The 19,882-nt window shown below is 63.5% G+C and carries 15 protein-coding genes; all 15 read right to left on the bottom strand.

Annotation, left to right across the window (positions count from 1 at the left end):
• Positions 1–17 precede the first annotated feature (17 nt).
• The 15 genes from fadD32 to V3587_RS27765 all read right to left on the bottom strand — a co-directional run bounded on the left by fadD32 (position 18) and on the right by V3587_RS27765 (position 19,766).
• The gene (fadD32, locus tag V3587_RS27835; protein ID WP_003943899.1) at positions 18–1,907 is read right to left on the bottom strand and encodes a long-chain-fatty-acid--AMP ligase FadD32; all 1,890 of its coding nucleotides are present in this window, start codon (positions 1,905–1,907) and stop codon (positions 18–20) included.
• 182 nt (positions 1,908–2,089) lie between these two features.
• Positions 2,090–3,085, bottom strand: a complete 996-nt coding sequence (locus tag V3587_RS27830) for an LLM class F420-dependent oxidoreductase (protein ID WP_007731815.1) — start codon at positions 3,083–3,085, stop codon at positions 2,090–2,092.
• 205 nt (positions 3,086–3,290) lie between these two features.
• The gene (locus V3587_RS27825; RefSeq protein WP_003943848.1) at positions 3,291–4,244 is read right to left on the bottom strand and encodes a cutinase family protein; all 954 of its coding nucleotides are present in this window, start codon (positions 4,242–4,244) and stop codon (positions 3,291–3,293) included.
• 9 nt (positions 4,245–4,253) lie between these two features.
• Positions 4,254–4,805, bottom strand: a complete 552-nt coding sequence (locus V3587_RS27820) for a DUF732 domain-containing protein (protein ID WP_003943980.1) — start codon at positions 4,803–4,805, stop codon at positions 4,254–4,256.
• A gap of 106 nt (positions 4,806–4,911) precedes the next feature.
• Entirely contained in the window at positions 4,912–6,795 is a 1,884-nt protein-coding gene (locus V3587_RS27815; RefSeq protein WP_230359378.1) for an alpha/beta hydrolase-fold protein, read from the bottom strand.
• Between the two features lie 252 nt (positions 6,796–7,047).
• The gene (locus V3587_RS27810) at positions 7,048–8,058 is read right to left on the bottom strand and encodes an alpha/beta hydrolase (RefSeq protein ID WP_003943835.1); all 1,011 of its coding nucleotides are present in this window, start codon (positions 8,056–8,058) and stop codon (positions 7,048–7,050) included.
• 331 nt (positions 8,059–8,389) lie between these two features.
• On the bottom strand, positions 8,390–10,309 hold the full coding sequence (zomB, locus tag V3587_RS27805; RefSeq protein ID WP_161121231.1) for a flagellar motor control protein ZomB: 1,920 nt from the start codon (positions 10,307–10,309) through the stop codon (positions 8,390–8,392).
• Positions 10,287–11,192, bottom strand: a complete 906-nt coding sequence (locus V3587_RS27800; RefSeq protein ID WP_283377506.1) for a decaprenyl-phosphate phosphoribosyltransferase — start codon at positions 11,190–11,192, stop codon at positions 10,287–10,289. The genes zomB and V3587_RS27800 overlap by 23 nt, the downstream gene beginning before the upstream one ends.
• Positions 11,189–11,722: a phosphatase PAP2 family protein gene (locus V3587_RS27795; RefSeq protein ID WP_003943893.1), complete on the bottom strand. Its 534-nt coding sequence runs from the start codon at positions 11,720–11,722 to the stop codon at positions 11,189–11,191. Before V3587_RS27795 ends, V3587_RS27800 begins: the two co-directional genes overlap by 4 nt.
• Entirely contained in the window at positions 11,703–13,616 is a 1,914-nt protein-coding gene (locus tag V3587_RS27790) for a glycosyltransferase (RefSeq protein WP_003943981.1), read from the bottom strand. Before V3587_RS27790 ends, V3587_RS27795 begins: the two co-directional genes overlap by 20 nt.
• Positions 13,613–14,827 carry a UDP-galactopyranose mutase gene (gene glf / locus V3587_RS27785; protein WP_003943925.1) on the bottom strand — a complete coding sequence of 405 codons (1,215 nt, stop codon included), beginning with the start codon at positions 14,825–14,827 and terminating at the stop codon, positions 13,613–13,615. Before glf ends, V3587_RS27790 begins: the two co-directional genes overlap by 4 nt.
• Before the next feature lie 69 nt (positions 14,828–14,896).
• Positions 14,897–15,820 (bottom strand): MBL fold metallo-hydrolase, encoded by a 924-nt coding sequence (locus V3587_RS27780; RefSeq protein ID WP_161121230.1) that lies wholly within the window; start codon positions 15,818–15,820, stop codon positions 14,897–14,899.
• Positions 15,821–15,930: 110 nt separating this feature from the next.
• Entirely contained in the window at positions 15,931–17,082 is a 1,152-nt protein-coding gene (locus V3587_RS27775) for an acyl-CoA dehydrogenase family protein (protein ID WP_007731824.1), read from the bottom strand.
• 2 nt (positions 17,083–17,084) lie between these two features.
• Positions 17,085–18,266: a thiolase family protein gene (locus tag V3587_RS27770; protein ID WP_007731825.1), complete on the bottom strand. Its 1,182-nt coding sequence runs from the start codon at positions 18,264–18,266 to the stop codon at positions 17,085–17,087.
• Between the two features lie 90 nt (positions 18,267–18,356).
• A complete protein-coding gene (locus V3587_RS27765; RefSeq protein ID WP_064442963.1) occupies positions 18,357–19,766 on the bottom strand; it encodes an amino acid permease in 1,410 nt (469 codons plus the stop codon).
• Positions 19,767–19,882 lie beyond the last annotated feature (116 nt).

Here is a 19,882-nt window from a genome sequence, read left to right as displayed (position 1 = left end):
CATGAAGGGACTGCTCCTCAAACGCTATCGGGGAATGCGGTCTGCTGATAGCCGCCTCGCAACGTTCCCTCGATATAGCTCGCCTTACACGCGCGGCGAGCGATCTTGCCGCTGGACGTACGCGGAATCGAACCCGCGGGGACGAGCAGGATGTCTCGGGCCGTAACACCGTGACGGGAAGAAATCGCCGCACGCACGGTGTCCGCGATCGGCTGCGGATCGGCCTTGCCTGCGCCGGGAGCACGCTCGGCCACGATGACCAACTGCTCCGAGGAATCGTCGTCGTCGAACTTCAGACCCGAGTGCGTGTTGGAGAACACGACGGACGGCAGCTGGTTGGCCGGTACGGCAAACGCAGCGATGAAGCCAGGGCGCAGAGCCGGGCTGGCTTCCTGAGCCGAAGCCTCGAGGTCCTGCGGGTAATGATTGCGACCGTCGACGATCACGAGGTCCTTGACGCGACCGGTGATGTACAGCTCGCCGTCGACGTAGACGCCGAAGTCGCCGGTACGCATCCAGTTGGCATCCGCCGGCGTGCCCTCGGTGTGGCTGTCTTCGCTCAACCGATTGTCCAGCTTGTTGTGGAAGGTCTCCGCCGTCTCGTCGGGGCGACCCCAGTAGCCGATACCGATGTTCTCGCCGTGCAACCAGATCTCGCCGACGTGATTGTCGGGGACCTCGGTCAGCGTCTCGGGATCGACGATCGCCGCCCACTGACTGCGCGAGACGTACCCACAGGAGACCTGCGCGATTGCGTTCTCGGAGTACTGGTCGACGATGACCATGCGTCCCTTGTTGAGTTCCGTGCGGTCGACGTAGATGACCTTGGCCTCGTCGGAATGCTTGGTCGAGGAGACGAAGAGCGTCGCCTCGGCCATGCCGTACGACGGCTTGATCGCAGTCTTGGGCAGACCGTACTGAGCAAAAGCGTCGTTGAACTTGCGCATCGACGACGTCGTGACCGGCTCACTGCCGTTGATCAGACCGATGACGTTGCTCAGGTCCAGGGTCTCGCCGTCCTTCGGCAGGCCACGCGCGGCAGCGTGCTCGAAAGCGAAGTTGGGAGCGGCAGCAAAGGTGCCGGCGCCGTCGGAAACCGCAGCAAGTTCCTTGATCCACCGGTACGGCCGCTGCACGAAAGCGCGCGGGCTCATGATGGTGATGTACTTGCCGCCCAGAGCAGGCAGGATGACCGTCAGCAGGCCCATGTCGTGGAACAGCGGCAGCCACGTGACACCGCGTGAGTCCTCGTTGAGTTCGATGGAGTCGACCATCTGGAGCGCGTTCGTTCCGACAGCACGATGGGTGATCTCCACGCCGGCGGGAACTCGGGTCGAACCCGAGGTGTACTGCAGGTACGCGATGTCGTCGAGTTCGATGTCGGGACGAACCCACGTTTCACCGACGGTATCGGGAATCGCGTCGACGGCGATGATGCGCGGACGCTCGGCAGCGGGAAGCGAGCGGAACAACTGGCGAACACCGGCCGCCGACGATGCGGCAGTCAGAATCGCAGTCGGCTTGCAGTCACCGAGAACAGCGTGAAGACGGTCGGTGTGACCGGGCTCGTCCGGATCGAAGAGCGGCACCGCGATGGAACCGGCCTGAATGGCCGCGAAGAACGAAATGACGTAGTCGAGTCCCTGCGGAGCAAGAATCGCGACGCGGTCGCCACGCTTGGTGACCTGCTGCAGACGGGCTGCAACAGCGCGCAGACGCACACCGAACTGCTCCCAGGTCAGCTCCAGGGCTTCACCGTCACGCTCGCGTGAGTAGTCGATGTACCGATACGCGAGCTCGTCCGCGTTGACACGCGAGTGTTGCTCGACGTAGTCGACCAGCGTGAAGCCTGGTTGCAGGCGGATCTGGCCCTTCTCGTCGAGAAAGCCATCGAACAGCGCGTTCATTCCATCTCCTCCGAAGCGATCACACAAGCACTGTCTTTCATGCCTGCGCCCCAGACTTCCTTCGCTCTCTCGGGTCCATCTTCGATCAATCGAATCGCACTTTGTGCGCAACTCACCTGAATCACTTCATCGATCCCAAACCATCGATATGTTACAGATTCGCATCGTCCGTATTCTCCGGCCTACTCGCCCGCCAGTAACGGGATGATCGGGGCGAACGCTTCCATCTGCGTCGGGAAGACCCCGACGTACGACATCGACGTCTTCTCGCGGACCAGTCGAATCTGGTCTGCGATTTCCTCGAAAGTGCCCACAGCCAGGTATGGAGAGTTCAACAGCTCCTCCACGCTCAGCTTACGATCCACTTCGATGTTCGGCGGAAAACCTTGGTCCAGAGCGGCGATTGCCATTTCGGCAGCCTGCTCTCGATCGTCGGTGATCATGATCATGGTGATGGTCCAGTTGAGTTCGATCTCATCGAAACGCTCGCCGGCAGCTTCGCGGATCCGCTCGACACGTTCGATGGTCTTTTCCATCGTGATTCCGGAGAGCAGAAGCCGCCCGTCACGGTTGGTCGGTGTGGCGACCGAGATGATGTCCGCGTACTTCGCCGCGAGAGCAAGCATCTTCGGGCCTCCGCCGCCCACGATGATCGGTGGCCGCGGGCCCTGCCGCGGTCGCGGGCTGCCCTTGAGGCCGCGCACCTGATAGTGCTTGCCTTCGAAAGTGCATTCCTGCCCGCGCAGAAGAACGTCGAGAATCTGCAGAGACTCCTCGAGCTTCTCGATGCGAACGCCCGGACTTTCGTAGGCGATGCCGCCCTTGTCGAACTCTTCCTTCATCCAGCCCGCACCGATACCGAGTTCGAGTCGACCACCGGACAGCACGTCGATTGTCGCCGCGTCCTTCGCGAGCACAGCAGGATGACGGAAGCCGTTGGCCAACACGGCGGTGCCGAGACGAATCTTGTCGGTGGCCACCGCGAGCGCTCCGAGAGCGGCGATCGGGCCGACCTGATTACCCAGGTGATCCGGAATCATGAACGAGTCGTAGCCGAGTTCCTCGGCCTTCTGCGCGAGCTTGACGAAGCGTCGCGCACCACCCTCTTCGGCGTTGCCCTCGCCACCGGCCGCAAACCGAAATTTGCGTAGGGCATCGCTGCCGTGGGTGGAACTCATATATCGATCTCCTGTGATGGACACGTACGTCGTACTCGAACTACAAACTCGGACAAATCGAACCTACTCGCCAGTCACTTACGTGACAGCACTGTAGAGGAAGCCCCCGGACCGTGCAGCACTCTACCGGGACCAAACGAGCAGATTACCCGCGAGCGAACTCCCGAGACGCCCGATTGTGACGAATCAACAGTGCGGCGGTGACTCAACTGTGGGGCGGCGTCGGTGCAGCGTCGATCTTCTCCGCAGCCCACTGTGCCATCCATTGGGTGGCCGTCGTGCCGTTCGGATCGACTTGGAAGGAGTTGTACATCGCGTGCACAGGGTTGTTGTAGTACTCGAGCAGTCGCGGCGCCGAACTCAGCCAGTTGGTCGGGTTGAGAGCGGCTGCCGGCGCGTCGCAGATACCGTCGCTCGGCGCACAGATCTGATAGGTCCGATCGTTGAGGTCACCGAACCCGCCGGGCCTCGGGCCGGTCATCGTGAGACCGGGCAGCTTCAGCCCGTTCAGCGACAGCTCGGCGCCGACACCGGCAACGCTCGGGCCAACGGTGTTCCCGAACGCCGGATCGCGCCGACCGTCGGCGATCAAGCCGACGCCCAGAACCAGATCGGCAGGCACCGCGCCGGTACCGTCGCCGATACTCGCGGCGACGTCACCCGCGATCACCGCGCCCTGGGAAAATCCGGTCAGGACGTAACTCGTGAGCGGGCACTCGGCGTGCCGCTTCATCAGAAAGTCGTTAGTGGCAGCAGTTCCCGCGGCCCGACTGTTGTTGTAGGACTGCTGTCCGTCCGGCGGGATCGCAACCGGATTCGAAAACTGTGCGACATACGGAACGGTGTAGACGTCGGCCCGTGAAGTATCGAACTTCTCCTGCAGAGGACGGGTCACGTTCAGCATCAACGACGCCGGATTGGCCGTCGGGTTGTACGGGTCGTCGGTAGCGCTCGACTCCCACGTACCCGGTATGGCTACTACCTGGACATCGGGGCAACTGGCCGGCTGAGACACCGGAGGCTCCGGGCTCGGCGGGATCGGAGTCGGCGAAGGCACCCGCCCGGCCAGGATGTACCAACCGCCGATCACGACCGCTGCGACCACAAGAATGATCAGCAGCGGGATCAGGCACCCACGACGCTTTCCAGACCTCGCCATGACCCGCGCCTACTTGCAGTAGGTGGCGTTGGCGACGTCGATGTAGATCTGAGCGTTCGCACCTGCCTGCTCGGGAGTGATCTGCTTGCCTTCCGCCGACGCTTCCTGGCCGACGAAGGCGGTCACGAAGGTCAGGACCTCGTCGTCGGTCTGAGGACCGGCAGCGCAGATGTAATTGGCCGTGTTGACGGCGATGCTTCCGTCACCGGCTGGGGTGATGCCCTTCGCCTTCAGTCCGTCGAGGAACTTCTGTGCCTCGGGACTGACCTCGACGACTGTGGGACCCGGGAAGCCCTCGATGCTCTGCGGCTGCTCCGGCGGCGCGGTGGCCGCGGCTCCCGGACTGGTGGGCGCAGCCGACGCCGTCGTGGTCGCGGAGGCGGACGCAGATGCCGAACCGCTCGAGGACGAAGCCGCCGCGGACGTCGTGGTGACCGGATTGGAGGTTGCAGTGGAGTCGTCACTACCGCACGCGACAAGCGCGCCACCGGTGGCGAGCGCCAGGGCGCCGACCGCGATCGCGCGTGCACAAGTGTTTCGGTTACCCGAGAAAAGCGACATCAATGTCCGTCCTTGCCTTCAGTCGAAAGTCCATCAACAGGTTACGCAACGCACGCGGGCGGGCACCGATCCGTGATCGGGCCCGCCCGTCGTGCACCACTGTGAGTTAGTGAACTTCTGTCTTGTCACCGATCACCGTGATGTAGCCGAACTGGAAGTTCTGCTGGACACCACCGGGAATGTCGAACTTGTCACTGATCGGGAATCCGAGTCGTCCACCTTCGTATCCGACGCTCTTCCAACCGTCGAACAGCGGACCGTTCTCGACGGACCATGCACCGGTGCCGGGGCTCCAGTAGATGTTGCCGCCCTCGAACTCGGTGAAGCGTCCGTTGTCCTTGATCGGAACCTCGTTCGACTTCGGGAATCCGAGCCAGCCGTTTTCCCAGCCGAGTTCGCCGTACTTGCCCATGATCATTCCGAGAACCGCGTGAGTTCCATTGGCGCTGCTGTACATTGCGCCGATCTCGAATCCCTGGACCTTGCCCGGCTTGCCGGGGGTCGCGATCTCGTCGGCAGTCGGGTAGCCGAGCGGGCCACCTTCCCAACCCTGTGCGGACCACTCGGCGAGGATGTCACCGCTGACGGGGTGAGCGCCGGTCTGCGGGGTCCAGTAGATGGAGCCGTTCTGGAAGTGGTTGAAGCGTCCGCGTCCGTCGGGGGTACCGAGTTCGGGGGTACGCGGGAAGCCGAGCGGGCCGGCCGCTGCTCCGGTGTTCATGTACGCGCCGGCGATACGACCGGCGACGGGCTGGGCGCCCGTTCCACTGGTGAAGTAGATGCGACCGTTGCGGAAGTCCTGTGCCAGGCCACCCGCGACGCTGTACTCGGGGGTGATGCAGTCACCGATCCAGCCGTTGGCTGCGGCCGTCGCACCGATCTCGCCCGAAGTGCCGCAAGCCGGCTTCTCGACCTCGACGCCGATGGCGTTGGCCAACTGCGGCCACAGCTGATGAAGCTCGAACTGCCAGTACGGCCACGAGTGGGTTCCGGACGGGCGGTAGTTGACCTGCGCGGGGATGCCGAGCTGGTTGAGCTTGGTCGCGAAGGTCTGCGAGGTCAGGCGAGCGAGGATCTCGAGGCCCATGCCTGCGTAGTTGGTGCTCACGCCGGGAATTCCCGACGGCTGGTCGTACGGGCCGGTCGTACCGCTACCACTCGAGACGTACAGGCTGACGCCCTTGAGCTTCTCGGCGAGCGCGTACGGATCGTGTGCAGCCCACTGCGGGTTGGACGGCGGTCCCCACATCGCGGCGGAGTTGTATCCACCGGCGTCGGTCATCGCGAACTGGATTGCCTGAGGCATGCCGAGCGAGGTGGTGGTGAGGATGCCGGAGAGCGAAGCGGCGAACTTGAAGAAGCCGGGGTTGCGCGCCGTGAGGAACATGGCGGACGTACCGCCCATCGACAGACCGACGACACCGCGTGTCTGCGTGGTCCGCCAGTCCTGTTCGAGGATGGGGGGCAGTTCCTTGGTCAGGAACGTCTCCCACTGGTAGTTCTTGCCGTTGTCGGGCTGGAGCCAGTCGGAGTAGAAGCTGGACTGACCGCCGACCGGGAGGATGACGTTGACGTTCTTGTCCGCGTAGAAGGACTCGGCGTCGGTCTCGTAGGTCCAGGCGTTCTCGTTGTCGGTCGCGCGAAGACCGTCGAGCATCCAGACCGAGGGGAAGCTGGCCGACGGATTGACGTTCCAATCACGGGCCAAGAGGATCTGCACCTGAATCGGGGTGCCCATCGCGGGAGAGTTCACCCACAGCGCGACGCGACGCTCGCTGAGCCAGTCGACCTTCGTGACCGCTGCTCCGGTGGGGTTCTGGGTGGCGGCCGGTGCGGCCTGAGCAGGTGCCGGCGCGGCTGCCGCGGTTCCGGCCGTCGTCAAGCCCGCGGCGATCGGCAGAACCAGCATCGCTGCCAGTGCGCCGACGACCTTTGTCCGGAAGGTTGCCCGGGACCGGCGACGGTCCTCCGTGGCAAGGCCTACTCGCATGAGCTCACTCTCTTTCCTTACGTTCGGTCCGCGCGTCGATCGTGTGGCCGCCTGAGCAGCCAGACCCCCGTTGAAACTATTTCTACACGCAAACGATCCCCGCTTGGGGTAGCCGCGCTGTTACTGGTGGTGCAATTGTTACTGACATCGGGCGCTTGTGCAGCACCTGAATACACAAGTGCCGTCCCGGTTCTCCTTCGAGGAGTCCGGAACGGCACTGGTGAAGTGACTAGGTCACGGGATCGCGCACGATCACCAAGCGTTCATGGTGTCGAGGATCTGGCCGCGAGCCTTCCACAGCTCCGCCGACCAGTACGGCCACGAATGCGTGCCGTTGGACGGGAAGCTGTAGGTGGCCGGGATACCCAGCGAGTTCATGCGGATCTGGAATGCACGGGTGTTGACCAGGGCGAGAGCCTCGAGGCCCATGCCGTTAGCCGTGTTGTAGTAGTCGATCGGTGCGCGCGGGTGGTCGTATTCACCGGGCAGGCCGCTTGCCGACGAGATGTACATCGACAGGCCCTGCAGACGCGGTGCGAAGACGAACGGGTCGTTGCGCAGCCAGGACGGGCTCCACGGCGGTCCCCACATGGAGTCGACGTTGAAGCGACCGGCATCGAGCATTGCGACGCGGATTGCCTCGCGCATGCCCGGAGCCGAGATGTTCAGGTAGCCCGACAGCGAGCCGGCGAACTTGAACTGGTCACGGTGGTAAGCAGCCAGCGTCAGAGCAGCGCTGCCACCCATCGAGAGGCCGAGGACCGCGTTGTTGGTGGGCGAGACGCCGTAGTTCGCGAGGAAGTTGGGCAGTTCTTCGGTGAGGAAGGTTTCCCACTTGTACGTGATCTGCTGGCCGTTGAAGTTCGACGGTGCATACCAGTCGCTGTAGAAGCTGGACTCGCCGCCGACGGGCATCACGAGGGTGATGTTGTCGTTGCGGTACTGGTCCTTCGCATTGGTCTCGAAGCTCCACGCGTTGGCGTCGTTACGCGCACGCAGGCCGTCGAGGAGGTAAAGGGCAGCGTTTCCGCCGCGAGCGGCCCACTGGACCTGGACCTTGATGTTGCCCATCGAGGAGGGCACCCACAGCTCGTCGTATCCGCCGGAGGGGGCGGTGTGGCTGGGAGCAGTGTGCGCAGGCGCAGCAGAGGCGACAGCACTACCGGCAACTCCTGCAGCAAGGGGGAGCACAAGTGCTGCGGCACCGATGGCCAACGCTCGGTGCTTGAGGCGCTGGGTCAGCCTCTTTCTGGCAAAACGCATGGATACTGCTCTCTCTCTTCGTCTGCGGAACCCACTCGGTGGAGTGGTTCCGGCGGATTCCGTCGGGGAACAGGCTTTTCTGCCAGCCCGAACGAGTTCGGGTCGGCAGCGGACCTCTTCCAAGTCACACTGCGCTCGCTGGACTTTATGTCACAGGTTCAGCTGTGACAAATAGGTGGACCGTTACGTCCCAATCCGCGAGCAACACCGTCATCACCCCTCGGGGGTGATTCAGGTTAGGTGAATCGTCTTCGAGTACATCGTGGCCAATCAATTCGGTGTTACTGAATCGAAATATTCAAACCCTCAACAGTCGGTGATGCTGATCACATCACCTGGGTGACTCCGGTGGAACGAGACCGCAGCGTTCCAATTCGTAGGCCGGAACCCGGTCGAATCGGTACTTCGCGAAGTCGAATGCCTGCTGGAAGTTCTGTTTGAATCTGGCCCAGGTCAGCTCGGAGCGGTACGACGTGAGCAGCTCCTGCGTTTCCGGGCAGGTGATGGCCAGCTTTGCGTCCGCAACCCAGTCTTCGTCGAGGAAGAACGGCAGCCACGGTCGAACGTCGATCATTCCCGTGTCCGCGACCACCCAGTCCGGATAGAGATTCTTGTCGTGCCCGATCCGGCCGTCCTCGAGTCGCTCGGTGTGAGCTGCCAGGGGGTACGCCAGCCCCATCTGATCGAGCACCCGAACGTCGAGGCCGACGTTCATGCTCGTCATTCCGAGGTTGAGGAAGAAGACGACGTGCTCGGCCGGCTCTTCGATCGGTCCGGGTGGTGGGACGACGAACCAGGAGTCGTAGCTCGCGGACGGCAGCAGCAGCCCACCCTCCGGAGTCCGCGCGATGGTCTCGACCATGGCACGCATTCGCGGATAGTCGAGGTAGTCCTCGGCCAGGATCGGATGCTTGTGACCGGTGTTGAGTGCGTAGAACGCTCGCTCGTCGACGATTCCCGAGCGACCCACCACGGATCCTTCGGGCATACCCGTCGTGTTCGCGGCGAAGAAGGCCCAGATGATCGTGCCGATCCACAGCACCGCCGAGACTCCGAAGATCGCGGTGTCGCGATTACTTCCGAACGCTGCCCGCGCCGGCACCCGCAACGGAATGACCGCCACCGGGATGAGCAGGCAGAACAGCACCGGCAACAGGACGCGGCCGTGCATGAAGTCGCCGCCGACGCGCAGAGAGTAGATCCCGAGGATCAGCCCACTGCCGAGAATGAAGGTGACAATCGCCCGCGGCGTGCGCAGAAACTGCTGAAAGCGCTGCCACAGCGGGCGTGCGGGTTGATCTGCGGTAGCGGTAGGTGTGTCCGCTCGGCTTCGCCACACGAGCAGCAGCGCACCGATGAGCAGGAACAGCAACGGCAACCAGAGCAGGTACGGCCCGACCAGGTTCCACAGGTACGCAAAACCCTGCGCCCACTTCGCGCCACCGGCGTCCTTCGACACCGCGGTGTTCGGGTACGGCAAGGCGTAATAGCCCATTCGCCAGATCTGATAGCCCACCGGGACAAGTCCGGCGACGACGACGATCAGTGTGCGAATCTTCCAGGTCAGGCCTGCGGAGAGAACGATCATCATCAACGCGGCAGCACCGGGAATCGCCATCTCGGGTCGAACCAGTGGTCCGAGTCCGGCCACGAACGAGAGAGTCAGGATCGACGCCGTGGACGGCGTCGACGCCTGCGCCCACCTAACGAGCAGTACCCACAGGAGCGCGATCCAGAAGATCACCAAGCATGTCTCGAGCCCGGAAGTGGCGAAATCTCGCGCAGGCGGAACCGCGATGTAGACGAGAACACCTGCCGGTATCAGCAGGATCGTTCCGCCCGCCGACGGCCGAACGCCGCGGTACAGACGACCGGTGCCGAGCATCGCCAACACGACGGCAGCAGTCGAGAGTACGAGCGCGATCGTCAGAACAACGTATTCGAGACGGATCTGCGTGAGCCAACTGAACGCGTAGACGATGTACGTCCACGCGGTACTCGTGTTCGCCTCGACACGCTCACCCGCGTTGAAGACCGGGCCGTTCCCCGCGAGCAGGTTGCGGACGGTTCGCAAGACGATGAGTCCGTCGTCGGCGATCCAGCGACGCTCCCACGCACCCCAGAACATGAGGGCAGCAGCAAGCACCACCCCGCCGAGAAAAACTCCTCGACTGAGGGTGGTGCGATTCGCCGCAGTGTCGACGTGCGGGTCGGCCTCGGTGCGTGGCTCAGACGAGGTAGACAGCGACACCCACTACTCCGATCCACGCAATCGCGAGGAGTTGCAGCACCCGGTCACCGAGCGCGATCTCCTCAGGCTCTCCGGCTTCGCCGCCGTCGACGTCCACCGCGTATCGCAGCACCGCGATGGTGAACGGCACCATCGAGATGGCGTACCAGTTGGTGCCCTTGATGGCGTCCTGTTGGAACGCCCACAGTCCGTAGCAGAGGACCAGCGTCGTCGCTGCCATCGTCCACACGAAACGCAGGTACGTCATCGTGTAGCTCTCGAGGGACTTACGGATCTTGGCGCCGGTCTTCTCGGCCAACTGCAGTTCGGCGTAGCGCTTGCCTGCCGCCATGAAGAGTGAGCCGAACGCCATCATCAGCAGGAACCACTGCGAGAGATCGATCTCGGCGGCAACGCCACCGGCGATCGCTCGAAGCAGGAAGCCGGACGAGACGATGCAGATGTCGATGACGGCCTGATGCTTGAGACCGAAGCAGTAGGCGAGCTGGATGACGATGTACACGCCCATGACCACGGCGAGTTGCCAGTTGGCCAGGAAGGACAGCCCGATCGCACCGGCAAGCAGCACGACTGCCATGCCGTAGGCGATGTTGACGGGTAGAACGCCGGCCGCGATGGGACGGAATCGCTTCGTGGGGTGAGCACGGTCGGCTTCGACATCCATCGCGTCGTTGACGAGATAGATGCCTGATGCCGCCATACAGAACACGACGAACGCCAGCGCGACGGGCAACAGCACGTCGGCTTCGGTGGCGGTTCCGGCCGCGATGGGCGCTGCCAGCACAAGGACGTTCTTGACCCACTGACGTGGGCGAAGCGCCTTGACGATGCCGGCGGGCAGGGACTTCGGGGGTCCGCTGACCGTAGGCGGTTCCTCGCTCATTTATCTCCACATTTCTGTTCGGCTCTGGCTTCTTCGACCCGGCGAACTACCGCCGCGGATGCGGCTCCCAGTGCCGCTCCGGCGAGTACGTCGGTCGGGTAGTGAACTCCCAGGACCAGACGCGAGAGCATCATCGGGGGCACCAGCAACGCCGGTAAGGGTAGCCCGGTGAGCCGACCGATCAGCACAGCCGCCGCCGTCGTCGACGTCGCGTGTGATGACGGGAAGCTGAGCTTGCTCGGTGTCGAGACGTTGACCTGCACCGAAGGATCGGAAGGTCGCTTGCGCCTGACCACTCGTTTGATCACCACGGAGGCGGCGTGTGCACCGAATGCTCCGACGGCTGCTCCGGCCCATTCCCGTCGACGCGGCTTGTCCACAGCAGCTCCGACGGCAGCGATCGCGATCCACCCGAGGGAGTGCTCACCGAAGTGAGACATACCGCGGGCGACCTTGACGGCTCCCGGCAGCTGCCCGACGGTCGACTGAATCCCGGCCAGAATCTGTACTTCAGGAGATGCCGAAGACACGTTCCCACCTTTCCGTGCTGGTCAGTGAAGGAACGGCGTCCTGGTACTGCTTCTTGAGCTCGGGGAAACGTGCGGCGAGTTCGCGGCGCAAACGCATGGCTTCCTTGAGCAGTTCAAGTGCCTGCTTGGGGTTGCGCTTGCGGTAGACGACGCCACGACCGTCGGCGGTGGTGACGGTGACCCCGTCGACCTGCGAGAGCAGATACCACCTGGCGTCGATGGTCGGCACGTTGAGCTGAGGACGCTCGTGATGCTCGGGGTGCGCGGGCTTGAGGTTGTGTACCACGGCCTTGCCGACGCGGACGATCTTCGCGACGGGGTTGGTCGGCGCGCTGACGTCCCCGACTTCGGCGCCGGAGGGCAGCGGTAGTGCGGTTGCCGAGGGCACCACGACGGCGTCGGGGTACTCCTTGCGCTGGGCGTGAACCTCACCGAGTGCGGTGGGCAGCATGTTCGCGACGTGTTCCGGTCCGGCGAGGAAGTCCGCGATGGCCTTGTTCTGGATCGCGACGGTGGAGTACTCGAGGCACAGCAGGTGCTTGAGAGTCGCCTTCACCGTGTTGACGACAAGGCCGCGGCCGTTGCCCGGCATGTGGAGCGCGGCCACCACCAGACGGTTACGGAGGTGGAAGTACGCCTGCCAGTCGATGGCGTCGTCCTTGTCGCTCCACGCCATGTGCCAGATCGCGGCACCAGGCAACGTGACGGTCGGGTATCCGGCTTCCTTTGCGCGCAAACCGTATTCGCAGTCGTCCCACTTGATGAACAGTGGCAGCGGCTGCTTGAGCTCTTCCGCGACCTGGCGCGGGATCATGCACATCCACCAACCGTTGAAGTCGACGTCGATGCGACGGTGCAGCAGTTTCGAATCTCGCAGCGAATTCTTGGAGAAGTCGTGGTCGTATTCGACGTTCGGCGCGGCAGACCACATGAAGATCCCGCGGTTGACCACTTCACCCATCACGTGAAGGTGGCTACGTTCCTGCAGGTTGAGCATCTGCCCACCCACCAGCATCGGCGACTTCGCGAAGCGCGAGAAAGCAAGCGCACGAAGGATCGAGTCGGGTTCGATCTCGATGTCGTCGTCCATGAACAGGATGTGCTGGCACTGCGTGGTCTTGAGTGCCTCGTACATGATTCGGCTGTATCCGCCGGAGCCACCGAGGTTGCCCTGATCGTGAATGGCGAGCCGATCACCAAGTGCTGCAGCAGCTTCGGCGAACCCGGGCTCGTCACGCACCTTGCGGGTGCCCTGATCCGGCATGATGACGGCCTTGATCACGTCCGACACCAGCGGATCCGAGGACAACGCAGCCAGCGCCTTGACAGCGTCGGTCGGGCGATTGAACGTCGGAATACCAACGGCGACCGTCGCTTCGCCGGGAGCCTCGACGGGCGCGTACCAGCCGCCGCTCTCGACGACTACGGCCGTATCGGTGGTGATGTCGAACCAGATCCAGCCGCCGTCCTCGAACGGTGCCAACTCCACCTCGAGTTCGACCGCGGCATCACCGTCGGCAAATTCCTTGCCTTCCACGTGAATTCGCGAGGAGTCCGCCTTGGAACGGTAGACATCCACGCGGCCGTGTCCGGACAGTTCGAGTCGAAGGACCACAGATTTCAGGATGGACCATCGACGCCAGTAGCTGGCGGGGAACGCGTTGAAGTACGTGGCGAACGAGACCTCGGTCTCGGCACCGAGCGCGACGGACGTCCTCGAGGTGGAGTGAGCCCGACGACTGTTGGTCGAAGCTTCCTCCAAGTACAGCGTGCGGACGTCGAGAGGTTCGCCGGCGCGGGGAAGGATGATCCGAGAGAGCAGGGACTTGCCGAGGTAGGTCACCTCGTCGCCGGTGACGGCATCTTCGCCTTCGAGTAGATGACGTGCGTTCATTCGCTCTCCCCTGCCAATTCCGCACCCGTTTCGAGATGCGGGCGCAGGGTGTTCTCGAACATCGTCAGCGCGCTGGCGATCGCCATGTGCATGTCCAGGTACTGGTAGGTGCCGAGACGCCCACCGAAGAGGACCTTGTTCTCCGCGGTCTCCTTCTTGGCGCGTGAGCGGTACGCGGAGAGCTTCTCACGATCCTCCGGAGTGTTGATCGGGTAGTACGGCTCGTCCTTCGCCTCCGCTGCACGTGAGAACTCACGCATGATGACGGTCTTGTCGGTCGGGTACTCGCGCTCCGGATGGAAGTGACGGAACTCGTGGATTCGGGTGAACGGCACGTCGGCGTCGTTGTAGTTCATGACCGGGGTGCCCTGGAAGTCTCCGGTGGGCAGAACCTCGGTCTCGAAATCGAGGGTGCGCCATCCCAGTGCACCTTCGGAGTAGTCGAAGTAGCGGTCGAGCGGGCCCGTGTAGATGACGGGTGCGTCGGGGCTGGCGGTACGCAGTTCGTCGCGGACGTCGAAGTAATCGGTGTCGAGGCGGACCTCGATCTTCGGATCCTTCGCCATGTTCTCGAGCCACGCCGTATATCCGTCGACGGGCAGGCCCTCGTACGTGTCGTTGAAGTAGCGATTGTCGAAGTTGTAGCGGACCGGCAGGCGGCTGATGTTCGCCGCGGGCAACTCGGTGGGGTCGGTCTGCCACTGCTTAGCCGTGTAGTCACGCACAAATGCTTCGTAGAGCGGGCGCCCGATCAGGGAGATCGCCTTCTCTTCGAGGTTGGAGGCGTCCTTCGAATCGATCTCGCTGGACTGTTCGGCGATGAGGGCGCGTGCTTCTTCGGGAGTGAAGTACCGACCAAAGAACTGCGACACGAGACCGAGTCCCATCGGGAACTGATACGCCTGCCCCTTGTGCAGCGCAAAGACGCGGTGCTGGTAGTTCGTGAACTCCGTGAACTGAGTGACGTAGTCCCAGACCTTCTTGTTGGAGGTGTGGAACAGGTGGGCACCGTACTTGTGGACCTCGATGCCGGTCTCCGGCTCAGCCTCCGAGTATGCGTTCCCCCCAAGGTGGTGACGGCGATCCAACACCAGCACGCGCTTACCCAGCTGGGTAGCGGCACGCTCGGCGATGGTCAGCCCGAAGAATCCCGAACCGACGACGATCAGGTCGTACTGGGCACGGACGGTCTCTGAATTTGCAGCGGTCACGATGAACCAGGGTATCGGACCTGTTCGGAAGCCGAGGGTTGGATGCGTCACCAGGGCCGATGCGGCAAGTCAGGACGCTGCGAGACCGATCAGACCGGAAGCACTCGGTGCACCGCTCGAATCGAATCCGATCACGATCGGTTCGTCGACCGGAAAGTGCGCGGGAAGTAGAAGCAGTCCCTCCGACGCGCAGCGTTCGAGAAGTTCGCGGCGGGTGACCCTCGCGATCTCCGGATCCGCGTCGCCGCCCTGACTGAGGTCCGGGTACAGAAACTGGATCGGATGGTGGATCACATCGCCGGAGATGACGGCGCCGCCGTCGGCAGTGCGGATCTCGATCACGATGTGACCCGGCGTGTGGCCGGGCGCGCTGCGCACGACGACGCGTGTGCCTTCGGACTCGGCCAGGACGTGGCCGTCGTCGACCGCCTCCCACTTCGCCCCGTCCAGAACGGGACGGACGCTGTCCTCGAAGGTCTGCGCCAGATCCGAGACCACTCCTTGGTGTGGACCGTCGGCGGCGAGTTGTTCGAGCGCGGCCAGTTCGGTGCGATCGAAAATGTAGGTCGCGCGGGGGAAGGTAGGCCGCCAGGTTTCGGCGTCGAGGGCGGTGTTCCAGCCACAGTGGTCAGGGTGCAGATGTGTGCTGACCACCAGATCGACGTCGTCGACGGACACACCGGTGGCTGCGAAGCGTGAGAGGTAGTCGGTGCCGAACATGTGATGCGGCAAGAGGTTCGGCCGGTGCTTGCTGTTTCCGTTGCCGGTGTCGACGACGACGGCCTTGCCGCCGATCTCCACCAGGTAGGTGTGGATGGCAAGCACGAGGTCACCACTACCCTCGTCGAAGAACTCCGGTGTCAGCCGCGCCGACGCTTCACTGATCTCGGCCTCACTCGCCTGGGGAAAGAGCTCTCGCGGCGGAAACGGCCAGTGCGCCAGCTCTGTCAGTTGGGTGACGCGTGCCGACCCGACGTCGATGGTGAAGCTCATCAGTGTTTGCCTTCCGAACAGCTCGATACCGCTTGTGGGCACACACAAAGGCACCCACCGAAATGCTCGGTGGGTGCCTGGTCGGTGTCAATGGTTTTCGACGCCGGTGATCAAAGACTCTTCGCGATGATGCCCTTCATCACTTCGTTGGCGCCGGCGTAGATCTTCTGGACGCGGGAGTCCTCGTACATGCGCGCGATCGGGTATTCACGCATGTAGCCGTATCCGCCGTAGAGCTGCACGCACCGGTCGACGACGGCGCATTGCTGCTCGGTGAGCCAGTACTTGACCATCGCGGCGTCTGCGCCGTCCAGCTCGCCGTTGAGGTGATCCTCGATGCAGTTGTCGAGGAAGACACGGCAGGTGCGTGCGATCGTCTGGCACTCGGCCAGCTCGAAGGCGGTGTTCTGGAACTCGAAGAGGCTGTGCCCGAACGCTTGACGCGCCTTGGTGTATGCGACGGTCTCCTCGACTGCACGCTCGATGGTGCCGATGGCCTGCGCGCCGATGATGAGGCGTTCCTGCACCAGTTGCGCCATCAACTGACCGAAGCCGAGCCCCTCGGACTCACCGAGGAGGTTCGAGACGGGAACGCGAACGTCGGTGAAGGACAGCTCCGACGTATCTGCGCCGTGCTGACCGACCTTGTCGAGCACGCGGCCGACCGCAAAGCCTTCGCAGTCACGAAGATCCACGATCAGGAGCGAGACACCCTTGGCGCCCGCCTTGGGGTCGGTCTTGACGGCAAGCACGATCATGTCTGCGCTGCCACCATTGGTGATGAAGGTCTTCGACCCGTTCACGACGTAGTGGTCACCGTCACGGATCGCGGACGTGGTGATTGCCTTGAGGTCGGAACCTGTTCCTGGCTCGGTCATTCCGATGGCGCCGAGGATTTCGCCCGTTGCCATACCTGGCAGCCAGGCCTTCTTCTGCTCTTCGCTTCCGTACTCGAGCACGTAGTGGGCGACGATGCCACTGTGCACGGAGTTACCGAGCGCATAGTCACCGCAGTAGCCCTGCGCCTCGAAGACAGCGAGATCGTGCGCGAAAGTTCCACCGCCCCCGCCGTATTCCTCGGGAATCGAGCAGCACAGCAGGCCGAGCTTGCCGGCTTCGAGCCACACGGACCGGTCGACGCGATGCTGAGCGTCCCACTGCTCACGCTTGGCGATCAGTTCACGATCGAAGAAACCACGGGCCAGTTCGGCTACTGCGGTGATCTCGTCGTCGTGCCACGACGGCTTGCGCTTGGTCGCCATGATCAGACCCGCTTCAGCAGGGCAGCGAGTGCCTGACCGCCGCCGATGCACATGGTGACGATGCCGAATTCGAGGTCGCGGCGGACCATGTCGCGGGCCGCACGCAGGGTCAGGATGGCTCCGGTGGCGCCGACCGGGTGTCCGAGGGCGATCGCTCCGCCGTACGGGTTGGTCTTCTCCGGATCCAGGCCACTGTCACGGATGACGGCGATGGCCTGCGAAGCGAACGCCTCGTTGACCTCGGCGGTGCCGATGTCGGAAGGCTTCAATCCTGTTTGCGCAAAGAGCTTTTCGAGAGCGAGCACGGGAGCGTAGCCCATCAGGCCGGGCTCCATGGCTGCCGTCGTGACGGTTTCGAGCGTGACCAGTCCGGTGAGACCGCGCTTGGCTGCCTCGGTGCCCGTCGCGAGGACGAGTGCGCCGGCGCCGTCGTTGATGCCCGACGCGTTACCGGCGGTGACGGATCCGCCCTCTTCGAATGCGGGGCGCAGCTTGGCGAGGGTTTCGACGGTGGTTCCGGGCTTGGGATGCTCGTCCTCGGTGACGGTGACGGAGCGCCGACCACCGGTCTCGACGGGAGTGATTTCCTCGGCGAATGCCGCCTTCGCTGCGTCGGTAGCGGCGCGGCGCTGAGATTCGACCGCGAACTCGTCCTGCTGCTCGCGACTGACGCCGTACTTACGGGCGACGGCTTCGGCAGTGCGGCCCATGTGAGCCTTGCTGAACGGGTCGGTGAGCATCGCGACGGTGCCGTCGACGAGGCTGCGATCGCCGAGCTTGTAGCCCGAGCGGGCGGCGAAGTCGTAGAAGGGCATGCGAGACATGCTCTCGTCACCGCCGGCGAGCGTGATGGCAGCTGCGCCCCATCGCATCTGCATCGCCGCAGACCACACAGCCTGCAGGCCGCTGCCACAGAGACGGTTGACGGTGTAGGCGGGGACGTTCTCGGGCAGTCCGGCGGCGATGCCGACGCGGCGTGCGTTGTAGGCGTCCGGGCCGACCTGGCCGATGCAGCCCATGACGACCTCGTCGATGTCTTCGGGCGCAACGCCGGCGCGGCTCAGCGCGGCCTTGGCTGCTGCGGCGCCCAGCTCGTGTGCGGGTACGTCCTTGAAGACGCCGCCGAAGCTACCGACGGGGGTCCTGGCCCCGTCGACGATGACGATCGGTTCGGGTGTGGTCATGATTGTCCCCATCTGCTGTGCTCACGTCGATTTCTCTGTCCGTGGCCGATACTAGGACATCGAAGTATCTCGCAGATGGGGACGTTGGTGTCAGGGTGTGGGAGCGCTCTCGGCGACGGGCACGACCTCGGCGTCGGCGTCGGTGTCTTTGTGGTTCCGGTAGCGGTAGAGCCCGATACCCACGAGGATCGCTGCAAGTCCCAGGGACACGATCATCTGGCTGCGCGTCGAGTCCAGGGTGAGCATGCCGATGCAGAGCGCGATGATGGCGGCGATCGTGGCGTAGGTCAGGTACGGGAAGAACCACATCTTGAGTTCCAGCTCCTGGCCCGAAGCTTCGAGCTTGCGGCGGGTGCGCAGCTGGGACACCGAGATGACCAGCCAGACGAACAGCGCGATCGCACCGGAGGAGTTGACCAGGAACAGGAAGACCTTGTCCGGGGAGAGGTAGTTCATGCCGACGGTCAGGAAGCCGACGATCGTCGAGACCAGGACAGCGCGCATCGGGACGCCGGTCTTCTCGATACGTGAGAGCGACTTGGGGGCGTCGCCGCGGCCGGCGAGGGAGAAGATCATGCGGCTCGCGGTGTAGAGACCGGAGTTGAGGCAGGACAGAACCGACGTGAGGACGACGACGTCCATGATGTTGCCCGCGGCCGGAATGCCGTAGGAGTCCATGACGGCGACGTACGGGCTGAGTGCAACCGACGCGCTGTCCCAGGGAAGCAGGGTGACGACCACTGCGATCGAGCCGATGTAGAAGATGAGAATTCGCCAGACGACGGATTTGACGGCTGCGCGAACAGCTTCGAGCGGGTTGGCCGATTCACCGGCGGCGATGGTGGCGATTTCGGCCCCGAAGAACGAGAACACGACCACAAGGACTGCGGCGAGCATCGCTCCTGTTCCGTTCGGCAGGAAGCCGCCGTGACCGGTCAGGTTTGTCATTCCGGGTGCTTCGACGCCGGGCATCCATCCGCAGATCGCCACGATGCCCATGCCGAGGAACGCGATGATGGCGACGACCTTGATGGAGGCGAACCAGAACTCGAACTCGCCGAACGACTTGACCGAGATGATGTTGGTCAGCGTCAGCACGATCATCAGAATCAATGCCCAGGTCCACTGGGGAACGCCGGGGACCCAGCGATTCATGATGAGGGCACCGGCGGTGGCCTCGATCCCGAGCACGATGATCCAGAACCAGGCGTACAGCCAGCCGATCGAGAAGCCCGCCCAGCGGCCGATGGCCTTGTCGGCGTACGAGGAGAACGAGCCGGTTTCCGGCGACGCTGCCGACATCTCACCGAGCATGCGCATCACGAGGATGACGACTACGCCGGCAAGCGCGTAGGAAATCAGGACACCGGGTCCCGTCTCCTGGATCGCCACACCGGAGCCGACGAACAGTCCGGCGCCGATGACGCCTGCGATCGCAATCATCGACAGATGCCGCTTCTTCAGCGTGTGCTGAAGTGCCGGCTGGTCTGTACTGGACATCAGTACTCCTTGTGGGCTGTTCGGGACGTGGATCTCGGTGGCGCTCTATCCGGAGCGCATTTTCGATAGCGCCAGTGTCGGACCTTCGGCAAGCTCGCGTCAGGCTCCACTTTGTA

Origin of the sequence: Rhodococcus sp. IEGM 1306, assembly GCF_036541985.1 — a bacterium.
Lineage (GTDB): Bacteria > Actinomycetota > Actinomycetes > Mycobacteriales > Mycobacteriaceae > Rhodococcus_F > Rhodococcus_F qingshengii.
Note: the sequence above shows the minus strand (reverse complement) of the source record. Positions and strands in the feature narration are given on the sequence as shown.

Coding starts and splice junctions, on each gene's coding strand:
- V3587_RS27780 (WP_161121230.1), bottom strand. CDS start 15,820: ATGAGCTTCACCATCGACGTCGGGTCGGCACGCGTCACCCAACTGACA.
- V3587_RS27790 (WP_003943981.1), bottom strand. CDS start 13,616: ATGAACGCACGTCATCTACTCGAAGGCGAAGATGCCGTCACCGGCGAC.
- V3587_RS27825 (WP_003943848.1), bottom strand. CDS start 4,244: ATGGCGAGGTCTGGAAAGCGTCGTGGGTGCCTGATCCCGCTGCTGATC.
- V3587_RS27815 (WP_230359378.1), bottom strand. CDS start 6,795: ATGCGAGTAGGCCTTGCCACGGAGGACCGTCGCCGGTCCCGGGCAACC.
- V3587_RS27770 (WP_007731825.1), bottom strand. CDS start 18,266: ATGACCACACCCGAACCGATCGTCATCGTCGACGGGGCCAGGACCCCC.
- V3587_RS27765 (WP_064442963.1), bottom strand. CDS start 19,766: ATGTCCAGTACAGACCAGCCGGCACTTCAGCACACGCTGAAGAAGCGG.
- fadD32 (WP_003943899.1), bottom strand. CDS start 1,907: ATGAACGCGCTGTTCGATGGCTTTCTCGACGAGAAGGGCCAGATCCGC.
- V3587_RS27775 (WP_007731824.1), bottom strand. CDS start 17,082: ATGGCGACCAAGCGCAAGCCGTCGTGGCACGACGACGAGATCACCGCA.
- V3587_RS27800 (WP_283377506.1), bottom strand. CDS start 11,192: ATGAGCGAGGAACCGCCTACGGTCAGCGGACCCCCGAAGTCCCTGCCC.
- V3587_RS27810 (WP_003943835.1), bottom strand. CDS start 8,058: ATGCGTTTTGCCAGAAAGAGGCTGACCCAGCGCCTCAAGCACCGAGCG.
- V3587_RS27820 (WP_003943980.1), bottom strand. CDS start 4,805: ATGTCGCTTTTCTCGGGTAACCGAAACACTTGTGCACGCGCGATCGCG.
- V3587_RS27830 (WP_007731815.1), bottom strand. CDS start 3,085: ATGAGTTCCACCCACGGCAGCGATGCCCTACGCAAATTTCGGTTTGCG.